The 25,326-nt window shown below is 65.0% G+C and carries 23 protein-coding genes, 1 tRNA gene and 1 pseudogene; 17 read left to right on the top strand and 8 right to left on the bottom strand.

Annotated elements, in window-relative coordinates:
• Positions 1-100: 100 nt before the first annotated feature.
• The 4 genes from AC3FLX_RS11360 (at position 101) to AC3FLX_RS11375 (ending at position 5,269) form a co-directional block, all read left to right on the top strand.
• Positions 101-2,068: a lytic transglycosylase domain-containing protein gene (locus AC3FLX_RS11360; protein ID WP_488696540.1), complete on the top strand. Its 1,968-nt coding sequence runs from the start codon at positions 101-103 to the stop codon at positions 2,066-2,068.
• Between the two features lie 87 nt (positions 2,069-2,155).
• Entirely contained in the window at positions 2,156-3,178 is a 1,023-nt protein-coding gene (locus AC3FLX_RS11365) for a complex I NDUFA9 subunit family protein (RefSeq protein WP_488696541.1), read from the top strand.
• 157 nt (positions 3,179-3,335) lie between these two features.
• Entirely contained in the window at positions 3,336-4,025 is a 690-nt protein-coding gene (locus tag AC3FLX_RS11370; protein ID WP_488696543.1) for a glutathione S-transferase family protein, read from the top strand.
• Between the two features lie 2 nt (positions 4,026-4,027).
• Positions 4,028-5,269 (top strand): multifunctional CCA addition/repair protein, encoded by a 1,242-nt coding sequence (locus AC3FLX_RS11375; RefSeq protein ID WP_488696544.1) that lies wholly within the window; start codon positions 4,028-4,030, stop codon positions 5,267-5,269.
• Between the two features lie 197 nt (positions 5,270-5,466).
• On the opposite strand, the gene AC3FLX_RS11380 is transcribed toward AC3FLX_RS11375, so the two are convergent.
• Entirely contained in the window at positions 5,467-5,661 is a 195-nt protein-coding gene (locus AC3FLX_RS11380; RefSeq protein ID WP_488696546.1) for a DUF2905 domain-containing protein, read from the bottom strand.
• A gap of 9 nt (positions 5,662-5,670) precedes the next feature.
• Entirely contained in the window at positions 5,671-6,849 is a 1,179-nt protein-coding gene (locus AC3FLX_RS11385) for a class I SAM-dependent methyltransferase (protein WP_488696547.1), read from the bottom strand.
• A 16-nt stretch (positions 6,850-6,865) separates the two neighbouring features.
• Here AC3FLX_RS11385 and AC3FLX_RS11390 point away from each other — a divergent pair, with 16 nt between their 5' ends.
• The 3 genes from AC3FLX_RS11390 (at position 6,866) to ttcA (ending at position 9,167) form a co-directional block, all read left to right on the top strand.
• Entirely contained in the window at positions 6,866-7,675 is an 810-nt protein-coding gene (locus tag AC3FLX_RS11390) for an SDR family oxidoreductase (RefSeq protein ID WP_488696549.1), read from the top strand.
• A gap of 24 nt (positions 7,676-7,699) precedes the next feature.
• The gene (locus AC3FLX_RS11395) at positions 7,700-8,098 is read left to right on the top strand and encodes a dihydroneopterin aldolase (RefSeq protein ID WP_488696551.1); all 399 of its coding nucleotides are present in this window, start codon (positions 7,700-7,702) and stop codon (positions 8,096-8,098) included.
• A 124-nt stretch (positions 8,099-8,222) separates the two neighbouring features.
• Entirely contained in the window at positions 8,223-9,167 is a 945-nt protein-coding gene (ttcA, locus tag AC3FLX_RS11400; protein WP_488696553.1) for a tRNA 2-thiocytidine(32) synthetase TtcA, read from the top strand.
• 36 nt (positions 9,168-9,203) lie between these two features.
• On the opposite strand, the gene AC3FLX_RS11405 is transcribed toward ttcA, so the two are convergent.
• A complete protein-coding gene (locus AC3FLX_RS11405) occupies positions 9,204-10,010 on the bottom strand; it encodes a DUF6279 family lipoprotein (protein WP_488696555.1) in 807 nt (268 codons plus the stop codon).
• 266 nt (positions 10,011-10,276) lie between these two features.
• Here AC3FLX_RS11405 and glmU point away from each other — a divergent pair, with 266 nt between their 5' ends.
• Both glmU and glmS read left to right on the top strand, forming a co-directional pair.
• A complete protein-coding gene (gene glmU / locus AC3FLX_RS11410; RefSeq protein WP_488696556.1) occupies positions 10,277-11,641 on the top strand; it encodes a bifunctional UDP-N-acetylglucosamine diphosphorylase/glucosamine-1-phosphate N-acetyltransferase GlmU in 1,365 nt (454 codons plus the stop codon).
• Positions 11,642-11,654: 13 nt separating this feature from the next.
• Positions 11,655-13,493, top strand: coding sequence for a glutamine--fructose-6-phosphate transaminase (isomerizing) (glmS, locus tag AC3FLX_RS11415; protein ID WP_488696558.1), 1,839 nt, complete (start codon positions 11,655-11,657; stop codon positions 13,491-13,493).
• 142 nt (positions 13,494-13,635) lie between these two features.
• Here glmS and AC3FLX_RS11420 read toward each other — a convergent pair.
• A pseudogene (locus AC3FLX_RS11420) lies at positions 13,636-14,481 on the bottom strand (sugar phosphate isomerase/epimerase family protein); the annotation flags it as partial.
• Positions 14,482-14,612: 131 nt separating this feature from the next.
• On the opposite strand from AC3FLX_RS11420, the gene AC3FLX_RS11425 reads away from it, so the two are divergent.
• A complete protein-coding gene (locus AC3FLX_RS11425) occupies positions 14,613-15,380 on the top strand; it encodes an IclR family transcriptional regulator domain-containing protein (protein WP_488696560.1) in 768 nt (255 codons plus the stop codon).
• A gap of 106 nt (positions 15,381-15,486) precedes the next feature.
• On the opposite strand, the gene AC3FLX_RS11430 is transcribed toward AC3FLX_RS11425, so the two are convergent.
• The 3 genes from AC3FLX_RS11430 to AC3FLX_RS11440 are packed head-to-tail and all read right to left on the bottom strand — an operon-like array spanning position 15,487 to position 18,817.
• Positions 15,487-16,551 carry a porin gene (locus tag AC3FLX_RS11430; RefSeq protein WP_488696561.1) on the bottom strand — a complete coding sequence of 355 codons (1,065 nt, stop codon included), beginning with the start codon at positions 16,549-16,551 and terminating at the stop codon, positions 15,487-15,489.
• Between the two features lie 48 nt (positions 16,552-16,599).
• Positions 16,600-17,925, bottom strand: a complete 1,326-nt coding sequence (locus AC3FLX_RS11435) for an MFS transporter (RefSeq protein WP_488696562.1) — start codon at positions 17,923-17,925, stop codon at positions 16,600-16,602.
• A 58-nt stretch (positions 17,926-17,983) separates the two neighbouring features.
• The gene (locus AC3FLX_RS11440; RefSeq protein WP_488696564.1) at positions 17,984-18,817 is read right to left on the bottom strand and encodes a shikimate dehydrogenase family protein; all 834 of its coding nucleotides are present in this window, start codon (positions 18,815-18,817) and stop codon (positions 17,984-17,986) included.
• A 245-nt stretch (positions 18,818-19,062) separates the two neighbouring features.
• Between AC3FLX_RS11440 and AC3FLX_RS11445 the strand changes: the two genes are divergently transcribed.
• The 7 genes from AC3FLX_RS11445 to AC3FLX_RS11475 all read left to right on the top strand — a co-directional run bounded on the left by AC3FLX_RS11445 (position 19,063) and on the right by AC3FLX_RS11475 (position 24,362).
• Positions 19,063-20,184 carry a 4-hydroxyphenylpyruvate dioxygenase family protein gene (locus tag AC3FLX_RS11445; protein WP_488696566.1) on the top strand — a complete coding sequence of 374 codons (1,122 nt, stop codon included), beginning with the start codon at positions 19,063-19,065 and terminating at the stop codon, positions 20,182-20,184.
• 210 nt (positions 20,185-20,394) lie between these two features.
• Positions 20,395-20,991 carry a GTP cyclohydrolase II gene (gene ribA / locus AC3FLX_RS11450; RefSeq protein WP_488696568.1) on the top strand — a complete coding sequence of 199 codons (597 nt, stop codon included), beginning with the start codon at positions 20,395-20,397 and terminating at the stop codon, positions 20,989-20,991.
• Positions 20,992-21,175: 184 nt separating this feature from the next.
• A complete protein-coding gene (locus AC3FLX_RS11455) occupies positions 21,176-21,631 on the top strand; it encodes a PA2169 family four-helix-bundle protein (protein ID WP_488696569.1) in 456 nt (151 codons plus the stop codon).
• 189 nt (positions 21,632-21,820) lie between these two features.
• Positions 21,821-22,300: a bacterioferritin gene (gene bfr, locus AC3FLX_RS11460; protein WP_488696570.1), complete on the top strand. Its 480-nt coding sequence runs from the start codon at positions 21,821-21,823 to the stop codon at positions 22,298-22,300.
• Positions 22,301-22,421: 121 nt separating this feature from the next.
• A tRNA-Cys gene (locus tag AC3FLX_RS11465) sits at positions 22,422-22,496 on the top strand.
• A 365-nt stretch (positions 22,497-22,861) separates the two neighbouring features.
• Positions 22,862-23,305, top strand: coding sequence for a GNAT family N-acetyltransferase (locus AC3FLX_RS11470; RefSeq protein ID WP_488696572.1), 444 nt, complete (start codon positions 22,862-22,864; stop codon positions 23,303-23,305).
• Between the two features lie 73 nt (positions 23,306-23,378).
• Positions 23,379-24,362 carry a quinone oxidoreductase family protein gene (locus AC3FLX_RS11475; protein WP_488696574.1) on the top strand — a complete coding sequence of 328 codons (984 nt, stop codon included), beginning with the start codon at positions 23,379-23,381 and terminating at the stop codon, positions 24,360-24,362.
• Between the two features lie 24 nt (positions 24,363-24,386).
• On the opposite strand, the gene AC3FLX_RS11480 is transcribed toward AC3FLX_RS11475, so the two are convergent.
• On the bottom strand, positions 24,387-25,304 hold the full coding sequence (locus tag AC3FLX_RS11480; protein WP_488696576.1) for a LysR family transcriptional regulator: 918 nt from the start codon (positions 25,302-25,304) through the stop codon (positions 24,387-24,389).
• Between the last annotated feature and the right edge of the window lie 22 nt (positions 25,305-25,326).

The following is a 25,326-nucleotide window of genomic DNA, read 5'->3' on the forward strand; positions in this document are numbered from 1 at the left end:
GCGTGCAATAATGGCCAGCGAACAGACATTCAAAGACTAACGAACACAGCGTGCCCGTCTACGATATGGGCACGCGCGAACACATAAGGGATAGCAAAGCATGCCGAAGGGAGTATATCTGCGCCGCGCGGGCCGCATTGCATGGCTGGCATTCGCAGGCGCATTGCTGGCCACGCCGGCGCTGGCCCAGAAGAAGCCGGCGCCTTCGCGCCCGGCGCCGCAGCAGCCGGCCGCGCAGACCGTTATTCCGTCCAACCCGGACGATGCCTTCGTGGCCCTGCGCGAAGCGGCCCGCAAGAACGACGCGGACCGCGCCGCCGCTATCTCGGCCACGCTGGTCGACTACCCGATTCCGTCGTACGTCGAGTATTTCCGCATCAAGCCGCAGATGTTCGACACCGGCGGCCAGGCGCGCATCGATGCGCCCGACGCCGAAGTTGCCGCCTTCCTGCAGCGCTACCAGGGCGAGGCCATTGCCGACCGTATGCGTAACGACTGGCTGCTGGTGCTGGGCAAGAAGCGCGACTGGGCCAATTTCGACATCCAGTATCCGCAGTTCGTATTGAAGGACGACACGCAGGTGGAGTGCTACGCACTGCTGTCGAAGGCACTGAAGGGCCAGAACGTGGCCGCCGAGGCGCGCGCCACGCTGGTGGACCCGCGCTACTACGGCGACGGCTGCGTGGACCTGGTCGGTTACCTGGCGCAGAGCCAGCAGATTCAGCGCAGCGACGTGGCGTTTCAGGCGCGTCAGGCCCTGGAGCAGAACTACACGACGCTGGCTGGCAAGATTGCCGCCACCGTGCCCGATTCCCGCGTGGACGGCGATTCGCTGGCTACCGTGGTCAAGATGGCCCGCAACGACCCGGCGCAGGCCGCGACCTACCTTGGCACGATCGTCGGCACGCTTTCGCGCGACGAACAGGGCGCCGCGTGGGGTGTGGTCGGCCAGTTCGCCGCCAAGAAGCTGATGCCGGAAGCGGCGCAGTATTACCGCCGCCAGATGGACCTCGGCGGTAACCAATGGCTGTCCGATGAGTCGCAGGAATGGCGTGTGCGCGCCGCGCTGCGTCTGGGCGACTGGAAGCAGGTACGCCAGTCGATCGAACTGATGCGCGCCGAGCTGCGCGCCAAGGACCCGGCCTGGACGTACTGGTACGGCCGCGCGCTCAAGGCCGATGGCCGCACCGCCGATGCGCAGGCGCAATTCCAGTCGATCTCCGGCCAGTTCAATTTCTACGGCCAGCTGGCCAGCGAGGAACTGGGCAACCGTATTGCGCTGCCGGCGCGTACCGCGATCAGCGACGCCGAAGCCATGTCCATGCGCACGCGCCCCGGGTTTGTGCGGGCGCAGAAGTTCTACGACCTGAACCTGCGTTTCGAGGGCAACCGCGAGTGGAACTGGGAATTGCGTGGCATGACCGACCGCGAGCTGCTGGCGGCGGCGGAATATGCGCGCAAGGCCGAGCTGCTGGACCGCACCGTCAACACGTCGGACCGTACGAAGGCCGAACATGATTTCGCACAGCGCTTCCCGATGCCGTATCGCGACATCATGCAGCGTGCCACCGATGATGTGGGCCTGGACATGGCATGGGCCTACGGCCTGATCCGTCAGGAATCGCGCTTCATCATGAACGCGCGCTCGTCGGCGGGCGCGCATGGACTGATGCAGGTGATGCCGGCCACGGCCAAGTACGTGGCCAAGAAGATCGGTATGACGGACTTCTCGCCGTCGATGATGAGCGATCCGAACATCAATATCCTGCTCGGCACAAATTACATGAGCATGGTGCTGACGGATCTCGATAGTTCATGGACGCTGGCCTCGGCAGGCTACAACGCCGGCCCGGGACGCCCGAAATCGTGGCGTTCGAGCCTGTCGCGGCCCGTGGAAGGCGCGATCTTTGCAGAGACGATTCCGTTCACGGAAACGCGAACGTATGTCAAGAATGTGCTTTCCAACGCTACGTACTATGCTGCATTGATGAGTGGCCGACCCCAGTCGCTGAAAGACCGGCTTGGGGTGGTCGCGCCGTCCTCGGTCACGACGACCAGCCTGCCCTGACCCTGCATCGGGACGGGGCGGCGGCTCCGTGACTGTCGGCACGCCTGCATCAACGCAAGCGTCACACGAAACGTCACGGAGCCCACCATGAAGACCAGCAACGTCCTTGTCGTCGGGGGTGCCGGTTTCATCGGCAGCCACCTCGTGTCCCGCCTGGCCGGCGCGGCGTCCGCCTCCGGCGCGCCGCTCGATCCGGCTTCCAATCCCGATAGTCCCATCGCGCCCGACCGCATCGTGGTCGGCTCGCGCAGCGTCGAGCATGCCCAGCACCTGCTGCTGCTGCCGCGCGTGGAAGTGGCCGAGCTGGGACTGGCCGATTCGGCCTCTCTCGATGATGCGATCGGCCCGCTGGGTGTCGACGGCATCGTCGTCAACCTGGTTGGCATCCTGCACGGCGACCGCGCCGACCCGTACGGGCCGCAGTTCGCCGCCGCGCATGTCGACCTGCCGCGCCAGATCGTCGAGGCCTGCAATCGCACCGGCGTTCGGCGCCTGATCCATATGAGCGCGCTTGGCGCGGACACGCATGGTCCGTCGATGTACCTGCGCAGCAAGGGCGAGGGCGAACGCATCGTCCGCGACAGCGGGCTGGACTGGACGATCTTCCGCCCGTCCGTGGTGTTTGGCCCCGACGACCACTTCCTGAACCTGTTCGCCCAGTTGCAGCAGATGGCCCCGGTGGTGCCGTTGGCCTGCGCCCATGCGCGCTTTCAGCCCGTGTTCGTCATGGACGTCGTGCAGGCATTCGTCAACGCGATGGTGAACGGCACGACGGTTGGCCAGGCCTATGAGCTGGGTGGCCCCCAGGTGTACACGCTGGAGGAACTGGTGAAGTTTGCCGGCCGCGCATCGGGCCATCCACGGCCCATCATCGCGCTACCCGATGCGTTGGCGCGCATGCAGGCCGCGGTGCTCGAACATATGCCCGGCGGCACGGTGCTGTCGCGCGACAACCTCGACTCGATGCGCCTGGACAACGTGCTGGGGCAGCCGATGGCGGACGAGCTGGGCGTGCATCCGGTGAGCCTGGAAGCGGTGATGACCGACGTGCTGGCCGGCCGCAACCGCGACGCATTCCTGCAGTCGATGCGCGGCAGCGTGCATCGCTGACCCACCTGGCGCGCGTGGCCGATGTGACTTGTGCTCACAGGCTTGCGAGCGCAATTCATTTGGAGGCCGCGCGCCGCGCCGATAGAATGTCTGGTTCAGGACGCACGGCCGCGTGCCGGCGCCCGCTTTTCCCGTTTCCGCCCCCAAGGAATTCACGATGAAGCTCGTCATCGGCAACAAGAACTACTCTTCCTGGTCGCTGCGTCCGTGGCTGCTGTTGCGCCATGCGGGCATCGACTTCGAGGAAATTTCGCTGCGGCTGTTCACGAAGGAATTTAACGCCGAGATCGCGCGCTACTCGCCGGCCGGCAAGGTGCCGGCGCTGATCGATGGCGGCGTCACCGTATGGGATTCCCTGTCGATCTCGGAATACGTGGCCGAGCGCTTTCCGCAGAAGCAACTGTGGCCGGCGGACGCCGCGGACCGCGCCTGGGCGCGTTCGGTCTGCGCCGAGATGCATTCGGGATTCGGCAACGTGCGCAGCCAGATGCCGATGAATGCCACCGCCGTGCTGCCGGGCCTCGGCTGGAACGTGGCGGTCCAGCAGGATATCGACCGCATTGCCGCGATCTGGACCGACCTGCGCGCGCGTCACGGTGCCAAGGGACCGTTCCTGTTTGGCACGTTCACCATTGCCGACGCATTCTATGCGCCGGTGGTGAGCCGCTTTGCCACGTACGGCGTGCATCTGCCCGAGGCAGCAAAGGCATACGCCGATTTCATTCTGGCCTTGCCGGCCATGCAGGAGTGGGTGGCGGCGGCCCGCGAGGAACGCGACTTCGTGCCGGCCGACGAACCGTACCGCCTGCAGCCTGAACGGGCCGACGCCATTATCGTCACGGGATGACCATGCAGGTGTACGCCGTCGGCGGGGCTATCCGCGACCAACTGCTGGGCAAGCCCAGCCAGGACCGCGACTACGTGGTGGTGGGGGCCACGCCGGCCGAGCTGGAGGCCGCCGGCTACAAGCCGGTGGGCAAGGATTTTCCGGTCTTTCTGCATCCACAAACGAAGGCCGAGTACGCGCTGGCGCGAACGGAGCGCAAGACGGCCGTCGGCTACAAGGGGTTTGCGTTCTATACCGGCCCCGACGTCACGCTCGAAGACGACCTTGTGCGGCGTGATCTGACCATCAACGCGATGGCGCAGGCCGTGGACGCCGACGACAACCTGGTTGGCCCGATCATCGATCCGTACGGCGGCCGGCAGGACCTGCAGGCGCGGTTGTTCCGCCATGTGTCGGACGCGTTTGCCGAAGACCCGGTTCGTATCCTGCGCGCGGCGCGCTTTGCGGCGCGTTTTCATGAATTCACGGTGGCGCCCGAGACCGTCGCGCTGATGCGCCGGATGGTGGAAATGGGCGAGGTCGATGCGCTGGTGCCCGAGCGCGTATGGCAGGAACTGGCGCGCGGCCTGATGGAGGCGAAACCGTCGCGCATGTTCGATGTGCTGCGCGAATGCGGCGCGCTGGCGCGGCTGATGCCGGAGCTCGATCGCCTGTGGGGGGTGCCGCAGCGTGCCGACCATCATCCCGAGGTCGATACTGGCGTGCACGTGATGATGGTGGTCGATTACGCGGCGCGGCGCGGCTTTTCATTGCCGGTGCGGTTTGCGGCGTTGACGCATGACCTGGGCAAGGGCACCACGCCCGACGATGTGCTGCCGCGCCATATTGGCCACGAGCAACGCAGCGTCGACCTGCTTGAGGATGTCTGCAAACGGCTGCGCGTGCCCAACGATTGCCGCGAGCTGGCAATGCTGGTGGCGCGCGAGCACGGCAATATCCATCGCTCGAACGAGTTCGGCGCGGCGGCGCTGACGCGGCTGGTGGAGCGCTGCGACGCCCTGCGCAAGCCTGATCGCTTTGCCGAGGCGCTGCAGGCATGCGAAGCCGATGCGCGCGGCCGGCTGGGCTTCGAGGATCGCCAGTATCCGCAGACGCAACGGCTGACGGATGTGCGCGAAGCGGCGGCATCGATAGATGCCGGTGCGATTGCGAAGGCGTGCGAGGACCGGGTCGAGCTGATCAAGGACCGGGTTCACCAGGCGCGCGTGGCGGCGGTGGCGGAAAGGCTGGGGCTGTCGGACTAGACGCGCCGGCCCTCTCCCCCGGCCCCTCTCCCGCAAGCGGGAGAGGGGAGCAAACCGCGGGGGATTTCAATCGCAGGGGCACGTCCCCGGCCCGCTAAGCGGGCGAGAGAGCTGGCCACGGGTTCTTCAAATTGCGGGGGCACGTCCCCTCTCCCGCGTGCGGGAGAGGGTTAGGGAGAGGGCGGGCGCATCAATCCCTACAGCACTTTCCCAATCACCAACGCCACCAGCGACAGCAATATCGTCGACGCAAACGGCAGCACGTATTCACGGCCGAACAGCCGGAATCGCACGTCGCCCGGCAGGCGTCCCAGGCCGATCTTCTGCAGCCACGGCAGCGCCGCCGACAGCACGATCACGCAGAGGAAGATAGTGAGGGTCCAGCGCAGCATGATGTCGAATCAGAGCGAGTAAGCGCGGTCGCCGCGAGCAAATCCGGCCAGCGGTAGCGCATTGTCGAGATCGCGCGTCAACGCGATGACCTTGAACAGCTCGCCCATTTCCGCTTCGCTGAGCAGCTTCTGCACGGCATTGGCCTGTGGCAGAAAGCTGCGCGCGTCGGACGGGTCCAGCGACATCATCAGTTCCGTGATGCCGGCGTTCATCAGAAAACGTGCCTGAGAGGCAAAGCCCGCCACGCTCAGGCCGGCGTCCACAGCGGCCTCGGCAATGCCACTGAAGTTCACATGGGCCGTGATGTCCTGCAGGCCCGGATACAGGAACGGATCGGGGTGCGCATGATGCCGGTAGTGGCACATCAGCGTGCCGCCGACGCGCTGTGGATGGTAGTACTCCGACGCCGGAAAGCCGTAATCGATGAAGAACGCCGCGCCACGCTTCAGCAGGGCGCCCACGGCGCGCGTGAAACCCTCGGCTTCGGCGTGGGTTTCGGTGACCACGTCGTGGTCGCCGGGGACGTCATGCAACTGCGCCGGCACCGCGGCCGGGTCGAGCGGCCGGTCTTCGAATGCGAATCCATCGCCCTGCCGTACCACGCCGCGCTCGTGCCAGCGGCCGCCAACGCGGGAGAACAGCCGCACCGGCATGGCATCGAGCACCTCGTTGCCGACGATCACGCCCGTGAAAGCGTCGGGCAGCGCATCGAGCCATTGCACGCGGCTGGCCAGGTGCGGCGCGCGCCGGGCCAGCGTTTCCTGCTGCCGTGCACGCAACTCGCCGGACAGTTCGACGATGCTGTAGGTTTCCGGCAGCGCGGCTTCAGATTCCAGTGCCAGCAGCAGGTCGGACGCCAGGCGGCCGGTGCCGGCGCCGAATTCCATCACATGCGGCAGGGACATGCCCAGCAGCGGTGCGAACTGGCGTGCCAGCGTGCGTGCGAAGAACGGGGTCAACTCGGGGGCGGTGATGAAGTCGCTGCCGTCGTCGGCACTGCGTCCAAACTTGGCGGCGCCGCCGCTGTAGTAGCCCAGACGCGGGGCATAGAGCGCGAGCGACATATAGCGGTCGAACCCGATCCAGCCACCGGATGCCGCGATGGCGTCGCCGATGACGGTGGAAAGGGCGGTCGACGCGTCAAGCGCATCCGCGGAGGGAAGGGGTAGACTAGCGACTTTCTGCATACCGCGAATTGTAGCAATGCCAGATTCCAAGACTCAGGGCGCCGTTGGCGCCCAATCGCGCGGCGTGGCGCTGGTCACCGGCGCGGCGCGCCGCCTGGGCCGTGCCATCGCGCTGGAGCTAGCCGTGCAAGGCTGGGACGTAGCCGTCCACTGCAACCGCTCGCGCGATGAAGCCGAAGCGTTGGCCACGCAGATCCGTGGGCTGGGCCGCCGGGCCGCCGTGCTGCAGGCCGACCTGGCCGACGAAGCCGCCACGGGCAGGCTGATTGCCAGCTGTGTCGCCGAACTCGGCGTGCCGACGTGCCTGGTCAACAATGCATCGCTGTTCCAGTACGACGTGGCCACGAGCTTTTCATACGCGTCGCTCGACACCCATATGCGCACGAACGTGGCGGCGCCGCTGCTGCTGGCGCGTGAGATGCACAAGGCGCTTGGCGCCGACGGCAACGATACCGAGCAGCGTGGCGTGGTGATCAACCTGCTCGACCAGAAGCTGAACAACCTGAACCCGGACTTCCTGTCGTACACGCTGTCGAAGGCCGCGCTGCAGACCGCCACGGTGCAACTGGCGCAGGCCCTGGCGCCGCGCCTGCGCGTGGTGGGCGTGGCACCGGGCATCACGCTGGTGTCGGGCGATCAGTCGGACCCGGGCTTCGTGCGTGCCCACGGGATGACGCCGCTCGGCAAGTCGAGCACGCCCGACGATATCGCCCAGGCCGTTGCCTATCTGGCGCTGGCGCGCGCCGTGACCGGCTCCACGCTGTACGTCGACGGTGGCCAGCACCTGATGCCGCTGGCCCGCGACGTGATGTTCCTGACTGAATGACGCTGTATCTTGATTGACCCTGCCATGACTTTTGCCGCCCTTTCCCATCCCAGCCTGCAAGACTGCCGTCGCATGTTCCTGCGCAACTATGAAGTGCAGATCAACATCGGCGTGCACGAATTCGAGAAGAAGGGCGAACAGCGCGTGCTGGTGAACATCGACCTGTTCGTGTCGCTGGCGGAAACCACACCGCAGGCCGACAAGCTCGAGGAAGTGGTCGACTACGACTTCATGCGCAACACGGTGGCGGCCCGCATGGCCCAGGGGCACATCCACCTGCAGGAAACGCTGTGCGACGATGTGGCTCGCGCCATGCTGCTGCATCCGAAGGTGCGTGCCGTGCGCGTGTCGACCGAAAAACCCGACGTCTACCCGGACTGCGAATCGGTCGGCGTCGAGGTGTTCCACATCAAGCAGGGCTGACGACGGCTGGGACGGGGCAGCGCACCGGGCGAGCCGGTCCAGTAGAATATCGCCCCGTCAATTCCGGCATTTCTTTCGGGCGAATGGCCATTATTCAGCGCCGCGCCCGTTACAGGTACGTCTTATGAGTCACTCGGCTAACTTCTATCGCCTTGAAACCCGTCTGCAGTCGCTGACCGGCAAGGCCATTGGCGACTTCGGCATGATCGAGGACGGTGACACCGTCATGGTCTGCATGAGCGGCGGCAAGGACTCGTACACGATGCTGTCGGTCCTGACGGCGTTGCAGAAGCGGGCACCCATCCAGTTCAAGCTGATTGCGATGAACCTGGACCAAAAGCAACCCGGCTTCCCGGAACACATCCTGCCCGAGTACCTGAAGTCGCTGGGCGTGGAATATGTGATCGTCGAGGCGGACACGTATTCGATCGTCAAGGAGAAGGTGCCCGAGGGCAAGACCACGTGCTCGCTGTGCTCGCGCCTGCGCCGCGGCGTGATCTACCGGACGGCCAAGGAACTGGGCGCGAACAAGATTGCGCTGGGCCACCACCGCGACGACATCGTCAACACGTTCTTCCTGAACATGTTCTTCGGCGGCAAGATGAAGGCGATGCCGCCCAAGCTGGCCACGGACGACGGCCAGCACATCGTGATCCGGCCGCTGGCGTACTGCCCGGAAAAGGACATCGCGTCATACGCGCGCGCAATGGAATTCCCGATCATCCCGTGCAACCTGTGCGGCTCGCAGGAAAACCTGCAGCGCAAGCGTGTGAACGAGATGATCCAGCAATGGGAGCGCGAGCACCCCGGACGTATCGACAATATCTTCGCGTCGCTGCGCAATGTCGTGCCGTCGCACCTGGCCGATACCGATCTGTTCCCGTTCACGGGCCTGGCCACCGGGCTGGCCAAGGTCGACGAGGCGTCGCTGTTCGGAGAGACCACCTACAGCCAGCAGGCGCTTCAGTTCACCGGGAACGTCGAGCCGAACCGCATGGAATTCGTGCGCTTCGACAAGATCCAGAAGGCTGCCGAGCCTTCCGGGCCGGCATCCCAGCCGGCAGCCTGACTCTCAGCCTGACCGGCTGGCCGCCGTTGGCGCGGGCTACTTGGCGGCCTGCGCCGATTCGCCGCCTCCGCGCATCAGCGACCGCGTATCGTCGATCCAGCCTTCGAACCGTTTCACCGCGTGGGCCTTCTGCTCGGGCGTGGTCATGTTGGCGATCTTGACGGTCAGGTCCACGCCGGCGGAAGTGCTGCGCTGCTCGCCCGTCGAGGGCCGCTGCCAGTGATCCGCATATCTGCGCAGCATCTCTTCAACCTGGGCTTTGGGTGGGTGGTTCGTGGAGGCCTCGCGCGCAATGCCCACCCACTCCTGCTGCCGCTTCACGCGCTCCGCGTAGCGTGCCTCGGCGCCCTGCATGTACGGCCCCATCGAGGCGCGGATGTCGTCCCGCTGTTTGTCGGAGAACCGGCCATAGACCAGCTTGGAGTAGTCCATGATCTTGTCGAACCGCGCCTCGGTGCGTGCTTCGGGGTCCGGTTTCAGGAAGTCCTTGCGGTACTTGGCGTTGCTTTCCGCAAACTTGGACTCCATGCGCTTGATCTGGTCCGGAGTCAGCGTCAGTAACAGGTCGGCCAGGTCGGGAATCGTGTTCTCGAACGCCTGCCGACCCAGCCGGTTGGTGTCCTGCTGGACCTGCCGGATCATCGTGGCATCCACCGGGCCGGAAACTTCCCCCTTCACGCGGGTCAGGACTTTCTCAATTTCGGGCAACTGGGCCCGCCGGTGCCAGCTGAAGAAGCGTGCGATCGCCTCCTTGGTGGGCGGCTCTTGCTCGTCCGATACATCGACATAGCGATCCACCCACCAGTAGGCCAGGCGGTCGCCCTGCTGGTAGCCCATTTTCATGGCGTTGCATCCGGCCAACGCCGCAATCATGGTAATTGCTGCAAACCATGCAAAAACGCCGCGTGTCGAAATGTGAACAACCGTAACACCAAGTGATCGACCCGGTGCGGCGCAAGCCCGCGTGCTAGAATCGGCGCGCATGTTTCCGGGGCCGGTCAATCGCCCGCCAGCCCAGTCCTGGCAACGGTTCAGCCATATCGGCCACAGTGCTCCCAGGCTCGGATTCTTCAGCTTTTTCTCAGACACACTCACTTAGGAACCTCCTTGTGAATATCGTCATTCTTGCCGCGGGCATGGGCAAGCGCATGAATTCCGCGCTGCCCAAGGTACTGCACCCGGTTGCCGGCCAGCCCATGCTGGCCCATGTGCTCGATACGGCTCGCACGCTCGCGCCGTCGCGGATGGTCGTCGTGGTCGGCCACGGCGCCGACCACGTGCGCCAGGCCGTGGCTGCCGACGATGTTGCCTTTGCCGAGCAGGCGCAGCAACTGGGCACCGGCCACGCCGTGATGCAGGCCCTGCCGTTGCTCGATGACGCTCAGCCGACCCTGGTGCTCTATGGCGATGTGCCGCTGACGTCGGCCGCCACGCTGAAGCACCTGGTGCAGGCCGCCGGCAGCGGACGCCTGGGCGTGCTGACCGTCGAAATGCCCGATCCCACCGGCTATGGCCGCATCGTGCGCGACGCCGCCGGCAATATCGTACGCATCGTCGAGCAGAAGGATGCCAACGATGAAGAACGCGCGATCCGCGAGATCAACACTGGCATTATCGTCTGCCCGACCGGCCATCTGCGCCGCTGGCTGTCCACGCTGCGCAACGACAACGCGCAAGGCGAGTACTACCTGACCGACACCATCGAGCGCGCCGCCACGGACGGCGTGGAAGTGGTGTCGTCCCGGCCCGCCGAGCTGTGGGAGACGCTGGGCGTCAACAGCAAGGTCCAGCTGGCCGAAATCGAGCGCATCCATCAGCGCAACATCGCCCAGCGCCTGCTTGAAGCGGGCGTCACGCTGCTCGATCCCGCGCGCATCGACGTGCGCGGCCAGCTTACCTGTGGCCGGGACGTGACCATCGACGTCGGCTGCGTGTTCGAAGGCCGCGTGCACCTGGAAGATGGCGTGCATATCGGTGCGCACTGCGTGATCCGTAATACCACCGTGGGCGCCGGCGCGCGCGTGCAACCGTTCTGCCATTGCGAGGAAGCAAAGATCGGGCCGGACGGCCGCATCGGTCCCTACGCGCGGCTGCGGCCTGGCACCGAACTGGGCCAGGATGTGCACATCGGCAACTTCGTCGAAGTAAAGAACAGCCAGATCGCCGATCACAGCAAGGCCAACCACTTGGCCTATGTGGGCGATACAACGGTCGGCCAGCGCGTGAACATTGGGGCGGGTACGATTACCTGCAACTATGACGGCGTGAACAAGCATCGCACGATCATCGAGGATGACGTCTTCATCGGTTCCGATACACAGCTGGTGGCGCCAGTCACGGTGCGCCGCGGTGCCACGATCGGCGCCGGCACCACGCTGACCAAGGAAGCACCGTCCGACAAGCTCACGCTGTCGCGCGCAAAGCAGATGACGATCGACGCTTGGCAGCGTCCGGTCAAGCAACCGAAAAAATAAAGGGGGTTTAGCTATGTGTGGCATCGTCGGCGCGGTTTCGCACCGCAATATCGTTCCCGTCCTGGTCGAAGGGCTGCGTCGCCTGGAGTACCGCGGCTATGACTCGTGCGGCGTGGCCGTGGTGCGCGACGCCATCCTGGAGCGCGCCCGTACCGTTTCGCGCGTGGCGGACCTGGACACGCAGACGCAATCGTCGGGTCTGGGCGGCAACCTGGGCATCGCGCATACCCGCTGGGCCACGCACGGCAAGCCCGACACGGTCAACGCCCACCCGCACTTTTCGGACGAGACCATCGCGCTGGTGCACAACGGCATCATCGAAAACTACGAGCCGCTGCGCGACGAACTGCGCGCCGTTGGCTACGGTTTCGAGTCGCAGACCGATACCGAAGTGGTGGCCCACCTGATCCACCAGGCCTATACGTATCCGAGCAGCGCCACGCGTGGCGACCTGTTCGGCTCCGTGCGCGTCGTGACCAAGCGCCTGCATGGCGCCTATGCGATTGCCGTGGTGGCCAAGGACCAGCCCGACGTGGTGGTCGGCGCGCGCGCCGGATCGCCGCTGGTGGTGGCGTTGGGCACCGACGAGTCGTTCCTGGCGTCGGACGCGCTGGCCGTGGCCGGCACCGCCAATCGCATCATCTATCTGGAAGAGGGCGACGTCGTGGAACTGACGCGCGCCGGTGCCACCATCCGCGACGTCAACGACGTCGAGGTGAAGCGTGAAGAGCGCGTGGTGGAAGCGCATGCCGCCGCCGTGGAGCTGGGACCGTACCGCCACTTCATGCAGAAGGAAATCTTCGAGCAGCCGCGCGCACTGGGCGACACGCTGGAAGGTATCGCCGCCATTTCGCCGGAGCTGTTCGGTCCCACCGCCGGGCAGGTATTTGCCGGCATCGACAGCATCCTGATCCTGGCCTGCGGCACGAGCTACTACTCGGGCTGCACGGCCAAGTACTGGCTGGAGTCGGTGGCCAAGATCCCGACCCAGGTGGAAGTGGCAAGCGAGTACCGCTACCGCGACACCGTGCCGAATCCGCGCGCGCTGGTGGTGGTGATCTCGCAATCGGGCGAGACGGCCGACACGATGGCTGCGCTGCGCCATGCGCGCTCGCTGGGTCATACCCATACGCTGGCCGTCTGCAACGTGGCGACGAGCGCGATGGTGCGTGAAACCGAGCTGCGCTTCCTGACGCGGGCCGGAACCGAAATCGGCGTGGCGTCGACCAAGGCATTCACGACGCAGCTGGCCGCGCTGTACATGCTGACGCTGGCACTGGCCAAGGTGCGTGGTCACCTGACCGAGCAGCAGGAAGCCGACGCCCTGACCAACCTGCGCCACCTGCCCGCCGCGCTGCATGGCGTGCTGGCGCTGGAGCCGCAGATCATCGCCTGGTCGGAAGATTTCGCGCGCCGAGAAAACGCGCTGTTCCTGGGCCGCGGGCTGCACTACCCGATCGCGCTGGAAGGCGCGCTCAAGCTCAAGGAAATCTCGTACATCCACGCCGAGGCGTATCCGGCTGGCGAGCTGAAGCACGGCCCGCTGGCGCTGGTGACCGAAGCCATGCCGGTGGTGACGGTGGCGCCGAACGACGCGCTGCTGGAAAAACTGAAGTCGAACATCCAGGAAGTGCGCGCTCGCGGCGGCCGTCTGTACGTGTTTGCCGATGCCGACACGCATATCCAGTCGTCCGACGGCATCCAGGTAATCCGCATGCCCGAGCACTACGGCGCGCTTTCGCCAATCCTGCACGTGGTGCCGCTGCAACTGCTGGCGTACCACACGGCCTGCGCACGTGGCACGGACGTGGACAAGCCGCGCAACCTGGCGAAGTCGGTGACGGTGGAGTAAGGACCGGAGCCGCGGGGTTTGAGACCGCACAGACCGCATAAAGGCCGCCTTCGGGCGGCCTTTTTCATATCTATCCAACCGCCGTGCGCGTACTGCCCGGCACGGTGGCTCTGTTCTACGAACGCAGGACTGCCGCCGTGGTGGCCTGATCCTCGATCCATCGCAGCGATTGCAGCCCGTTACGCGCCACCGGCAGCGGTGGCGTCACGCGGAACACGTCGTTGAAGATTTCCAGCGACAGCGGGCCCGTGTAGCCGGTGCGCAGCACCGCGCGAGCGAAGTCGGCGACGGCCAGATCGCCCTGGCCGGGGAAGTTGCGGTGATGGCGGCTCCAGGACAGCACGTCCAGCGCCAGGCGCGGTGCATCGGCAAGCTGGACGAAGAACAGCCGGTCGGCGGGAATCGTGTCGAGGCCACGCAGCGAGTCTTCCACCGATTCGCCTTGTGAAGCGCCTAGCGCGAGCGTGTGAAAGCTGTCGACGATCAGACCCAACGCGGGATGGTTGGCACGCTGCACGATGTCCCAGGCCTGGCGCCAGTGCCTGACGTGGCGCCCCCACGCCAGCGCCTCATATCCAATGCGCAGCCCGCGTTGCGACGCCGCTTCGGCCATCCGCCACAGGTCGGCGGCCGCGCGTTGCGGGTCGTCGATCGCGGAGTCCTGGACGTTGCTGCAGACCAGGACCAGATCGGTGCCAAGCGCCTCCATCTCGTCGAATGCCTGCGCGGCGCGGGCCATTTGGCCGGCGAACTGGTCCGCCGGCATGGCTTCGAAATCGCGGAACGGCTGGTAGATCACGATATCGAGGCCGAGACTCGCGGCCAGCCTGCGCACATCGGCGGCACTGCCTTCAAAGTCCTGCAGGTCCTTGGCGAAGATTTCCACGCCGTCGAATCCTGCCGCCGCCGCTGCCTCCAGCTTCTGCGGCAGTGAGCCGGAAAGCGACACCGTGGCAATCGAGGTGGCGTGAGGGCGGATGGCTGGCATGGCATGGGTCCGGGAGAAGCGATACGGCTAGGTTAGGATCGGGCGTTCGGCCCAACAACCACTATTCGCCCTCCAGCGTGCGACAATCGCGCCATCTGGATCGACTGCCGCGCGGGTCGCGGGTTTACCCTATGACGGACGACAAGCTGAATCGCCGGGACTGGATCGCCGGTCTCGAAAAAGGACTGGCCATCCTGGAGGCGTTCGACAACGACCATCCCCGGCTGACTCCCACGCAAGCCGCGCAATTGACGGGGCTGACCCGCACGGCGGCGCGGCGTTATCTGCTGACGCTGGAACACCTTGGCTATACGACCAGCGAAGGCACGCTGTTCAGCCTGACGCCGCGCGTGCTGAAGGTGGGCTGGTCGTACTTCGACTCCGCACGGCTGCCGCGCGCCGTCCAGCCGTTTCTGCAGCAGATCACGGCGGCGGTGGGCGAAGCGGCCTACCTGAGCGTGCTCGACGACTGGGAACTGGTCTTCATTTCGCGCACCAGCACCAGCCGGGTCATGAGCACGGGCTTTGTGCTGGGCGCGCGCGTGCCTGCACCGCTGGCGTCGGCGGGCGTCATGATGCTGGCCTCGTTGCCGGAGGAAAACGTACGCGACTGGCTCGAAACCGTCGTGCTGACGCCCTATACGCCGTACACGATCCTGCAGCGGGACCGCTTGCTGCAGGAGGTCCGGAAGGCCGGCGCGCAGGGATATGCCGTGGTGGAGCAGCAGTTGCAGATTGGCGTGCGCGGCGTGGCTGTGCCGTTGCGCGACCGGCATGGGCGTGTCATCGGCGCGCTGTCGGTCAATATGCAGATCGCCGACGAGACCGCGGAACAGGCACTGGGCCGTGTGCTGCACGTGCTGCAGGACACGGCTCTGTCGATCATGCGGGTGCTATAGGGCAAGGCCCGCCCACGTGTTGTCGATATCGGGCGGGTTGCGAAAGGCGGGGCAAAGTGGCGGCGATGCGCCACGGCGATGGCCGCGCGAAGCGCGGCCAGGGTGATCAGAACTTGTGCCGCACGCCCGCCATCACGCCCAGGCGCGTGCCGTTGCCGTAGGTGTTGCCGCTATTGGCGAAGTTCGGCGAGCTGTTCAAGGCGATCCACTGTCCTTGCAGATGTGTGTAGTCGACCTCGACATAGACGTCGGTGCGCTTGCTGAACGCGTAGTCGAGCATGCCAGCCGTGGTCAGCCGCTTGCCCCCTTGTCCGGCATGGCGGAGCCAGTCGTATTGCAGCGTGCCGATAAAGCTCAGCGCGTCGGTAATCGAATAGCGGGTGCCGATATAGCCGACGTTGTTGCGATAGTCGGCCACGTCGAGCCGGTTGTTCGTATAGCCGAGGTAGTACTGCGCCCGCGACGCCTTGTAGGTGCCACCGACGCCCCATACGGTCTGCTTGCTGGCCTGCGCGGCGGGCACCGCGCCGAAGAAGGCCGAGGTCACGTTCTGGGTCTGCTGGTAGACCGCGCCCACTTCCCACGGTCCCCGGCTGTAGACCACGGAGCCCGCCGCCGCCGAGCTGGCCTTCATGCTGCCGGGCACTTCGCCGAACGTGTAGGCGGCCGCCAGTTGCAGGCCACCGAAGCTCTTGATGTACTTGAGGGTGTTGTCGTAGCGCAGGCCGGTATAGTTGCCGCCCTGGTATCCGACGATCGAATTGTTGGCGAAGGCCATCGCTTCATACGATGACAGCACTTCATGGGCCAGTGTGTATTGCCGGCCCAGCGCGAGCTTGCCGTAGTCGCCATCGAAGCCCACCACGGCGGTGCGGCCGAACAACCGGCCGCCTTGCTGGCTGGTGCCCACTTCCGGGTTGAAGCCGGATTCGAGGATGAACCAGGCCTTGAGATTGTTGCCCAGGTCCTCGGTGCCGCGTATGCCCCAGCGGCTACCCGTCAGTACGCCGTCGGTCATCTGCACCTTGCCGTGGCCGGCTGCATCTTCGTTCGTGCTGTAGCGGATCGTGGTGTCGAGCAGGCCGTACAGCGTGACACCGCCGGTCGTCTGGGCGAGCGCCCCCGCACTGCCCGCGCCGAACGCGAGCAGCGTCATCAGTTGCTTCTTCATGTGGATTCCCTGTGGGTGTGTTTCCGGACTGGTGACGAAAGGCGGCGGTTATTCCGCCGGAACCTCCCGCGGGGCCATCAGGAACATCCAGGTCAGCGCGATGAAGTACGCGCAGGGAATCATCGTGAACAGCACGGCGTAGTTGTTGTGCGTGGTCGTCAGTACGTAGCCGACGAGCTGCGTCATGAACATGCCGCCGATCGCGCCTATCATGCCGCCAAAGCCGAACACGGAGCTGATCACGTGCTTGGGCGTGTAGTCCATCACCATGCTCCAGATATTGGCGGTCCAGGCCTGGTGCGCGCCGATTGCCACGGAAATGGCGGCAACGGCCATCCACAGGCTGCTGGCACCCGCCGCGAAGACGATCGAGGCGATACACGCGGCGAAGATCAGCATCGACAGCAGGCGTGCCTTCACGGCTTGCATGCCACGGCTGATCAGCCAGGACGACAGTGCGCCGCCGCCGACGCTGCCGACATCGGCCGACAGGTAGATCACGATCAGCGGGATGCCCATCTGCGTCACGCTGATGCCAAGCTGGTACTGCTGATTCAGGAAGGGCGGCAGCCAGTACAGGTAGAACCAGAATACCGGCGTGGTAATCGCGTAAGCCAGTGCAAAGGCCCAGGTGCCGCGCATGCGCAGGATGCGCGAATACGGAATGCGCTGCGGCGCCGGCTCGACGTCCTTGGTCACATACGCCAGTTCGGTGGCGCTGACGGTCGGATGCTGGTCGGGGTTCGCATACTTGAGCCACCAGATCACCAGCCAGATGGCGCCGAGCGACCCCACGACCAGGAACGCGGCCTGCCAGCCCCAAGCCTGCAGGATCAGCGGCAGCATCACCGGCGTGATCATCGCGCCGACGTTGGTGCCGGCGTTGAAGATGCCGGTTGCCATCGCGCGCTCTCCAGCCGGAAACCACATGCGCGTGGTCTTGACGCAGGCCGGATAGTTGGCGGCCTCGGTCAGTCCCAGGAAGAACCGGCAGATCATGAAGCCCACCGCGCTGGCCGCGAGGGCGTGCGCGCCGCAGGCGATGCTCCATAGCAACACGGCCAGCGCGAACGCGCGCTTGACGCCCACCATGTCGATGAATCGGCCTTGCAGTGCAAAGCCGATCGCATAGCCCACCTGGAACCAGAAGTTGATATTCGCGTAGTCCTGCGCCGTCCAGGACATTGCCTTGGCCAGTACCGGCTGCAGCACGCCCAGCGCGGCGCGGTCGATGTAGTTCAGCGTGGTGGCAAAGAACACCAGGGCCAGCATGCCCCAGCGAACCTTGCCGATGGCCAGGCATGAACGGATCTTGCCCAGCATGGAGCCGTCGAGGGCCGGGGGCGCGGCCAGCGGCTTGTGAATGGTTGTCATCTGTCTGTCTCCACCGGTGATCGGTTGATGTATGTGTAAGGACTTGCGCGCCGTGTCGTCAGTAGCGGATCTCGGCGACCTCTCGCAGTGCGTCTGGCGTGGCCGTGCCAAAGCCGAAGAATTCCAGATAGGCCGGGATCATTTCGAACAGCATGTCGGTGCCAACCTGCACCTTGCAGCCGCGCGCTGCCGCGGCCGTGAGGAACGGCGTGTATTCGGACTTCATCACGACCTCGCCGACCATCGCGCCGGGCGAGATGCGCGAAACATCGAACGGCAGCGGATCTCCGGGCTGCATGCCAAGCGGCGTGGCGTTGACCACCACGTCGTAGCCGTGCGGGTCGTTGACGCCGGTTACCACGCGCAGCGCGGGGTAGTGGGCGAGCAGGCGGTCTCGCAGGCCGCCTGCCGTGGTGTCGCGCGTGTCATAGAGCGCCAGCTCCGCCACGCCCGCAGCGGCCAGCGACGCCGCAATGGCCGAGCCGACACCACCGCAGCCGGACACGATCGCGCGGGCACCGTCCAACTGGCAGCCCTTGCGGCGGATGCCGTTGACGAAGCCGGCCCCGTCGAACTGATCGCCCTCCAGCTTGCCGTCCTGGCGCAGCCGCACGGCGTTGCATGCACCCGCGATGCGCGCCGTCGGCGTCAGGTCGTCGACCAGTTCCACCGTGGTCACCTTGTGCGGCATCGTCACCAGCGCGCCACGGATGTTGGTCAGGCGGAACAGCGTGCGGAAGAACGCCGGATAGTCCTCTGCCTGAACGCCCATCGGTACCACTACGGCGTTGATCCCCTGCTTCTGGAACCAGGGGTTGTAGATCATCGGCGCCTTGAACGATTCGGTCGGATAACCGATGTGCGCGATGAGAAGCGTCTTGCCATTGATCATGAGCGTATGGGGGCGTCAGTCGTCGGAGTTGTCTTGGCGGCGGCCTGGATGCGGACACCCGGCGGCCTTGTCATGCCGTAACAGTAGATCGCTCCAGTGGGGCAGGCCAAGCGTTGGATACTGCGCTTTGCGCGATAAATGAACGCAAGTGGGCGATCAATGTCCGGAGCGCGGGTTTTCACGGAGAGGTTGCCAATCGGCGGCGGGGGCATGATCCCGATGCCCCCACTCGCACAGGAACGACGATGACTGATGCCACCGCCCCTGCCTCCGCCACAGCCTTCGCGCCCGACACGGATGGCTTCGCGCCTTGGGACAATCCGCTGGGCATTCAGGGCTACGAATTCATCGAATTTGCCTCGCCGGACCCGGCGCAGCTTGGCCGGACCTTCGAGCGGTTTGGCTTTTCCGCAATCGCGCAGCACCGCCACAAGGCCGTGCGGCTGTACCGGCAGGGCGAGATGAATTTCATCGTCGATGCGGAGCCGGATTCGTTCGCGGTGCGCTATGCGTCGGAGTACGGCTTGTCGATCTGCGCCATCGGGCTGCGCGTGCAAGACGCCGCCACTGCCTATGCGCGCGCCGTGGACGCCGGGGCATGGCCGTTCGAGGGTGGCACCGTGGGACCGATGGAGCTGAATATCCCGGCCATCCAGGGCATCGGCCAGTCCCTGATCTATTTTGTGGATCGCTGGCGCGGCAAGGAGGGCCAGCCCGGTGACGTGGGCGATATCTCGATCTACGACGTCGACTTTCGGCCATTGCCTGCAACCGGGCGCGTGCCCGATGCGGGATTGCTGCGCGTGGACCATCTCGCCCAGGCCGTCGATGCCGGGCATCTCGACGAATGGATGGAGTTCTATCGGCGCGTGTTGGGATTCCGCGAGATCCACGAGGTTAATCCGCAATGGCAACTGGCCGGCGATTCGCGCGTGCTGTTGTCGCCGTGCGGCCGCATCCGGATTCCGCTGTACGAGAAAGGCACTGTGCGCCACGACCAGATGCGTCACTACCTGTCGGACGCGCACGGCGAGGGCATCCAGCATATCGCCCTGGCCACGGACGATCTGGTGGCAAGTGCCGCCATGCTGGCCCGCAACGGCGTCTCTTTCGTCGAGCCGCCAGCCGGCTACTACGCATCGATCGACGCGCGGCTGCCGGGGCATGGGCTTGATCTCGATGCGTTGCGCCGCTACGGCATCCTGGTGGATGGGGCGGTGCGCGCCGATGGTGGCCAGGAGCGATTCCTGCAGGCATTCGCAAAGAGCGAGGCCGGCGAGTTCCACTTCGAAATCGTCCGGCGCGAGGGGCACCACGGGTTTGGCGAGGGCAATCTGCCGGTGCTGGAAGCGTTATATCGCGGCTGACGGGATGATGGCGCGACAGCGCCGCTAATCCCTCGCCGCAGGCCCGCTGGCCTACCTGCCGGTAACCCCTACGCGGATGGCGGATTGCATTTCGCGGTATCCTTGCCGGCATGCCGCGTTCGCGCCTCTCCCAATCGGCGCTCCGTGGCGCGCCTGCCCCGTACCTGCATCATGCCGCGCGGGCCCCAGGTGCTTCCAGCGAACATCAATATGAAAGACCTAGAAAGTGAGCTGATCGGCTCCGCCCGGCTGCCGACCCGCTATGGCCAATTTACCGCCCATGCCTTCCAGGGCGTGGATACGGGCACCGAGCACCTGGCGCTCTCGATCGGCGATATCTCCGGCGAAGACGTGTTGCTGCGCCTGCATTCCGAATGCCTGACCGGTGACGTGTTCGGCTCCTGCCGCTGTGACTGCGGCGAGCAGCTGGACCTGGCCATGAAGAAGATCGCGGAAGAAGGCCGTGGCGTTCTGCTGTATCTGCGTGGCCACGAAGGCCGCGGCATCGGGCTGTCGAACAAGATCCGCGCGTACGCGCTGCAGGATGGCGGACTCGATACCGTCGATGCCAATCTCGCGCTCGGACAAGCCATCGATTCGCGGACCTATGCGTTCGCCGCCGATTTCCTGCGCCAGTGGGGCGTCACGTCGGTTCGCCTGATGAGCAACAATCCCGTCAAGATCAAGGCGCTGGAAGACGCCGGCATCAAGGTGACGGAACAGATGCGTCACATCGTGCCCGCCAATTCGGAAAACGAGAAATATCTGGCGACCAAGCGGTCCCGCATGGGTCACCTGCTGGATTGATGCGCCACGCTTCTGGCCTGTAGGCATAGACCGACAGCGCCTTGCGAGCCGCCCCGACATCCTGTGCGGGGACGCTCCTCTATCTTGGAATCAAGGGCCGCGCGGCCATGCAGGACGCGCGGAGTGTTCCATTCGCGCATTGCGCGGCGCGCGTCACGCGCGCGACTGAGATGAGGAGTCCGTCATGGCTGACAACAACGTGTCCGTACTCAATGACCTGATCGAAGTTTCCTGCGACGGCGAACAAGGTTTTCGCAAGGCAGCCGAAGATGCCAAGAATCCGGAACTGAAGACGCTGTTTTCCAGCCGCGCCACTGAAATCAGCGCCTCCGTGCGCGAGCTGCAAAGTCAGGTAACGGCCCTGGGTGGCAAGCCGGAAGATCACGGCAGCGTGGCCGGCGCACTGCATCGCGGCTGGGTCAGCTTGCGATCCGCCGTAACGGACCGCACCGACCTTGCGATCCTTGAAGAGACCGAGAAGGGCGAGGACGTCGCCAAGAAAAAATATGCCGATGCGCTGCAGGAAACGGATCTCAGTTTCGATATCCGCGCCCTGATCGAGCGTCAGTATCAAGGCGTGCTGCGTAATCACGACCTGATCCGGGACTTGCGTAACCGCTATCGCGCAAGCGGCGAATGATTCCATCGATTCAGGTAAAAGCGCCTCTTTTGCGAGGCGCTTTTTATTTTGTCTGAATCGGAATCAGTATCACTCGCATAATCTCACCTATGACGCATCGCGTTGGCTGGAAAGCCGCGCCGGGCTTGAACTTCCGGTTTTGAGAATTACCATGAAAAACATCGCCGGGGATTTTTGAGGACTGCTGTCATGAAGACTGACAAGAAGGTAATTCAGTTGTTGAATGGCCAGCTCAAGCACGAGCTAACCGCGATCAATCAGTATTTCCTGCATGCCCGGATGTATCGCCATTGGGGGCTTACTGCATTGGGCAAGCATGAGTATGAAGAGTCGATCGAGGAAATGAAGCATGCGGACCGCCTGATAGAACGTATCCTCATGCTCGATGGCCTGCCCAACCTGCAGGACCTGGACAAGCTGATGATCGGCGAGAACACCGAGGAAATGCTCGGCTGCGATCTCAAGCTCGAACAGGTGTCGCAGGCGAGCCTCAAGGAAGCGATCAAGTACTTCGAATCCGTAAGCGACTACGTATCGCGTGACATCGTCACCGACATCCTCGACGACACCGAAAACCACATCGACTGGCTGCAGACGCAACTGGAGCTGGTGAGCAAGGTCGGCCTGCAGAACTATCTGCAATCGGCAATGGGCAGCCAGGAAGAGTAGCGCTTCAAGCGCGGCCGCGTCGCTGCTGCCTGGCGGGAAAGTCCTCACTCTGCAGATTTTTTCCACTTCGGCTACACTGCGCCCCGCACCACAGAACGGCTCACCTGGGCCGTCTTCCCGGGGCGGGGTGGCAGAGTGGTTATGCGACGGCCTGCAAAGCCGTTTACGACGGTTCGATTCCGTATCCCCGCCTCCATTTCCCTTGGTTCGACGCATCCGAACCCTCCGCTTCATTCCCCTGTTTCCGGTCCGCGTTTTGCGCGCGCATTTTCTTCACGAAACTTGCCGATACTGACGTGCAGAGCTGGCGCATTTCATGCTCCGAATTCGGTCATGCATGGCACCCGTCGCATTCGGTGATTCCCCTCTGGAATCCCGGGCGCGATTGCGATACTGTGGGGCGCTCGCGCACCAAACGTCAGCATTTCACCGCTCTCTTGGCGCGCGCGTTGTCGTACGACTACCGGTAATGTTTGTCCGGTAATCCGCGCACCAGGTATCACCATGCAGGGCTTCCATGGCGTATCCGTCGCAACGTGATGAGAGAAACAGAGGCTCCAAATGATTAAAGACATGCGAATCCGGATGGCACAGCCAACGGATGCGCCCGCCATCGGGGCCGTTCTTGAGCGGTGCGGCCTCCCGGTGGACGATCTGGCACGGCTGGTTGGTGAGTTTCATGTGGCGATTATCGAATCGCAACTGGTGGGCTGCGCATGCGCCGAGTTGTTCGGCGACACGGCGATCGTCCGCTCGGTGGCCGTCCTGCGCGAATGGCGCGACCAGGGCGTGGCCAGCCATCTCGTGAACGCGGTGATGATGCGCGCGCGCGCCAACGGCAGCCGTCGCGCGGTATTGCTGACCTCCACGTGTCCGAGCTATTTCGCTCGCTATGGTTTCTCGCTGGTTCACGCATCGAAGCTGCCGCGCGAGGTGCTTGAGAGCCAGGAGTTTCAGCGTTTGCGCGATACCAGCGCGTTATGCATGAGCGCCGAACTCATTTGAGCGCCGGCAGGGATTCGCAAAAGCGTCAATAATCGGGTCTTCACTTTTTGCCAGCACATTGAGGAGACCCCCCATGCCGACGACCGTCCGCGCCATCCGCCTCCACGAATTCGGTTCGCCGCAGGTCATGCGGATGGAACAGGTAACGTTGCCCGAGCCGGCTCCCGGCGAGGCGCGCGTGAGGCATACCGCGATCGGCTTCAACTTCATCGATATCTACCAGCGTCGCGGCACGTATCCGCTGCCGGCCGGTACCGGCCTGGGCTTTGAAGCCGCCGGTGTCGTGGAGGCCGTGGGGGATGGCGTCACCGATGTTGCCGTGGGGGATCGCATCGCCTATATGAACGCGGGGCTGGGGGCCTATTCGGAAGGCCGCAACGTGGCCGTCGACAAGCTCGTCAAGCTGCCAGACAACGTGAGCGACGAGCAGGCCGCGGCAACCATCTTCAAGGGCATGACCGCGCAGTACCTGGTGCGGCATACCCACGCGGTCAAGCCCGGCGATACGGTGCTGGTGCATGCCGCCGCCGGCGGGGTAGGGCAGATTCTCAGTGGCTGGGCCAAGGCGCTGGGCGCGCGCGTGATCGGCACGGCCGGTTCGGCGGCCAAATGCGAACGCGCGAAGGCGGCCGGTTGCGATATCGCCATCGACTACAGCCACGGCGACTGGGTCAAGCAGGTGCGCGATGCCACCGACGGGCGCGGCGTGACCGTGGTCTACGACGCCGTGGGCAAGGACACGTTCCTGGGCTCGCTCGATTGCGCGCAGACCTTCGGCATGGTGGTGCTGTACGGCGGTGCATCGGGTCCGGCACCGGCCATCGAGCCCGAACTGCTCAACAAGAAGGGTTGCCTGTTCCTGACGCGGCCCTCGGTGTTTCCGCACAACGCGGATACCGCGCGCTTCCGTGCCAACGCGAAGGACCTGTTCGACGCCATCGCGGCCGGCCATGTGAAGGTCGATATCGGCGCGCGCTTTCCGCTGGCCGATGTGGCACACGCCCATGAGGCGGCGGAGCGCCGCGAAACCACCGGCGCGATCCTGCTGCTGCCCTGAGCCACGGGGCTTCGGGATTCGGCGCTACCAGCCGTGATGGTCGGCCGACGTGTCGTAGCGGCCGAAGCGGTCGGCCATGAAATCGACGAACGCGCGCACGCGGGCGGACAGCTTGTCGCGCGACAGGTAGACCGCGTAGATGTCCGCCGGTGGCGCCGACCATTCGGGCAGCACCTGTTTGAGCCGTCCGGAGCGCAACAGTGGCGCCACCTCCCATTCGGACCGTAGCAAAATGCCGTGCCCCTGCAGCGCCCAGTTCACCGCGACTTCGCCGTCGTTGGTCGCCGCGGGACCGCGCACCTTGACCGTCTCCTGACGTCCCGACGCAAGCAGGTGCCAGGTGCCGTAGGCCGTCTCGCTTTCACGGATCACGATGCAGCGATGCTGCTGCAGCGCGCGCGGCGACGCCGGCTCGCCGTGGCGTGCCAGGTAGGCGGGCGCCGCGCACAGAATCCGGCTGTTGGGGGCGAGCTTGCGCGCGTTGAGCCGCGCGTCCGGCAAGTCGCCAATCAGGATGCCGATGTCGAAACCTTCCTCGGCAAGGTTCAGGGCGCGGTCGGTCAACTGCAGCTGGACTTCGACATCGGGATAGGCCAGCAGAAAATCGCCAACGGCCGGTGCCAGGTGCCGGCGTCCGAAACCCAGCGTGGCATTGACGCGCAACAGGCCGCGCGGCGCCACGCGGCTGCCGCCCAGCCCCTGTTCCAGTTCTTCCAGTTCGGCCAGGATGCGCCCGCCCTGTGCCAGGTAAGCCTCGCCCTCGGGTGTGACCGATAACCGGCGCGTGGTGCGATTGAGCAGCCGCACGCCGAGCCGCGCTTCCAGCGACGCCAGACGTTTGCTGGCCGCCGACGGCGTCAGGCCCAGCTGCTGGGCGGCCCCGGCCAGGCTGCCACGCTTGACCAGCAGGATGAAGAAGGCGAGATCGGAAAAGGCGTCCATGACGGGGATCGTGCGGATGCGG

Source organism: Cupriavidus sp. 291-E7, assembly GCF_057798835.1.

Coding starts and splice junctions, on each gene's coding strand:
- AC3FLX_RS11360 (WP_488696540.1), top strand. CDS start 101: ATGCCGAAGGGAGTATATCTGCGCCGCGCGGGCCGCATTGCATGGCTG.
- AC3FLX_RS11365 (WP_488696541.1), top strand. CDS start 2,156: ATGAAGACCAGCAACGTCCTTGTCGTCGGGGGTGCCGGTTTCATCGGC.
- AC3FLX_RS11370 (WP_488696543.1), top strand. CDS start 3,336: ATGAAGCTCGTCATCGGCAACAAGAACTACTCTTCCTGGTCGCTGCGT.
- AC3FLX_RS11375 (WP_488696544.1), top strand. CDS start 4,028: ATGCAGGTGTACGCCGTCGGCGGGGCTATCCGCGACCAACTGCTGGGC.
- AC3FLX_RS11380 (WP_488696546.1), bottom strand. CDS start 5,661: ATGCTGCGCTGGACCCTCACTATCTTCCTCTGCGTGATCGTGCTGTCG.
- AC3FLX_RS11385 (WP_488696547.1), bottom strand. CDS start 6,849: ATGCAGAAAGTCGCTAGTCTACCCCTTCCCTCCGCGGATGCGCTTGAC.
- AC3FLX_RS11390 (WP_488696549.1), top strand. CDS start 6,866: ATGCCAGATTCCAAGACTCAGGGCGCCGTTGGCGCCCAATCGCGCGGC.
- AC3FLX_RS11395 (WP_488696551.1), top strand. CDS start 7,700: ATGACTTTTGCCGCCCTTTCCCATCCCAGCCTGCAAGACTGCCGTCGC.
- ttcA (WP_488696553.1), top strand. CDS start 8,223: ATGAGTCACTCGGCTAACTTCTATCGCCTTGAAACCCGTCTGCAGTCG.
- AC3FLX_RS11405 (WP_488696555.1), bottom strand. CDS start 10,010: ATGAAAATGGGCTACCAGCAGGGCGACCGCCTGGCCTACTGGTGGGTG.
- glmS (WP_488696558.1), top strand. CDS start 11,655: ATGTGTGGCATCGTCGGCGCGGTTTCGCACCGCAATATCGTTCCCGTC.
- AC3FLX_RS11425 (WP_488696560.1), top strand. CDS start 14,613: ATGACGGACGACAAGCTGAATCGCCGGGACTGGATCGCCGGTCTCGAA.
- AC3FLX_RS11430 (WP_488696561.1), bottom strand. CDS start 16,551: ATGAAGAAGCAACTGATGACGCTGCTCGCGTTCGGCGCGGGCAGTGCG.
- AC3FLX_RS11435 (WP_488696562.1), bottom strand. CDS start 17,925: ATGACAACCATTCACAAGCCGCTGGCCGCGCCCCCGGCCCTCGACGGC.
- AC3FLX_RS11440 (WP_488696564.1), bottom strand. CDS start 18,817: ATGATCAATGGCAAGACGCTTCTCATCGCGCACATCGGTTATCCGACC.
- AC3FLX_RS11445 (WP_488696566.1), top strand. CDS start 19,063: ATGACTGATGCCACCGCCCCTGCCTCCGCCACAGCCTTCGCGCCCGAC.
- ribA (WP_488696568.1), top strand. CDS start 20,395: ATGAAAGACCTAGAAAGTGAGCTGATCGGCTCCGCCCGGCTGCCGACC.
- AC3FLX_RS11455 (WP_488696569.1), top strand. CDS start 21,176: ATGGCTGACAACAACGTGTCCGTACTCAATGACCTGATCGAAGTTTCC.
- bfr (WP_488696570.1), top strand. CDS start 21,821: ATGAAGACTGACAAGAAGGTAATTCAGTTGTTGAATGGCCAGCTCAAG.
- AC3FLX_RS11470 (WP_488696572.1), top strand. CDS start 22,862: ATGATTAAAGACATGCGAATCCGGATGGCACAGCCAACGGATGCGCCC.
- AC3FLX_RS11475 (WP_488696574.1), top strand. CDS start 23,379: ATGCCGACGACCGTCCGCGCCATCCGCCTCCACGAATTCGGTTCGCCG.
- AC3FLX_RS11480 (WP_488696576.1), bottom strand. CDS start 25,304: ATGGACGCCTTTTCCGATCTCGCCTTCTTCATCCTGCTGGTCAAGCGT.